Annotated in this window: 1 pseudogene; it reads right to left on the bottom strand. The window is 67.8% G+C overall.

The features are described from left to right. Nucleotides 1–331: 331 nt before the first annotated feature. Nucleotides 332–512, bottom strand: a pseudogene (locus tag EOA24_RS42280) (hypothetical protein); the annotation flags it as partial.

The following is a 512-nucleotide window of genomic DNA, read 5'->3' as shown; positions in this document are numbered from 1 at the left end:
GATCTGCCCGCCATCGCCTGTCCCACGAACGACGTCCCCGCGCCGGGAAACCCGGAGGCGTCCGCCGTCATGCGCCGGGTTTCGCGCTCGGCGCGGTCGGTGTTGCTCTGGTCCCGCACCGGCGAGATATCCCAGGGTCAGGCCTGGTCGCCGTAAATGGGCTGCCTGATCCGCAACTGCCCTGCCCTTCGTGCCTGAGCAGATGGGATGTTCCCGAGGACTGCCGGTGGACCGCGAGAGGCGGCTTCGCAAAGGGTCGGCCTTCGGCACGATCAGGGCGGGGCGGCTTGCGCCGTTCATTCGTGGGTCGGGTCGCCTCGCCTTGCGACAATCAGGTTGCCGCAACGCGCTCCTTCGCCGTCATCCGGGTCTCCACTTCGCCGCGAACGTCCAGACCGGCATGGTGCATCATGGCGCGCCAGTCCGCGATGGTGTGGACGGTTCCCACCGTGCCGCGCATCGTGTCGTAGACGACGCATGGGCTGCCGATGATGGCAAGGCGCAGGATATTG

The organism is Mesorhizobium sp. M2A.F.Ca.ET.039.01.1.1, from assembly GCF_003998035.1.
Classification (GTDB): domain Bacteria; phylum Pseudomonadota; class Alphaproteobacteria; order Rhizobiales; family Rhizobiaceae; genus Mesorhizobium.
The sequence above is the reverse complement of the archived record's forward strand: the minus strand, read 5'-3'. Positions and strand labels throughout refer to the sequence as shown.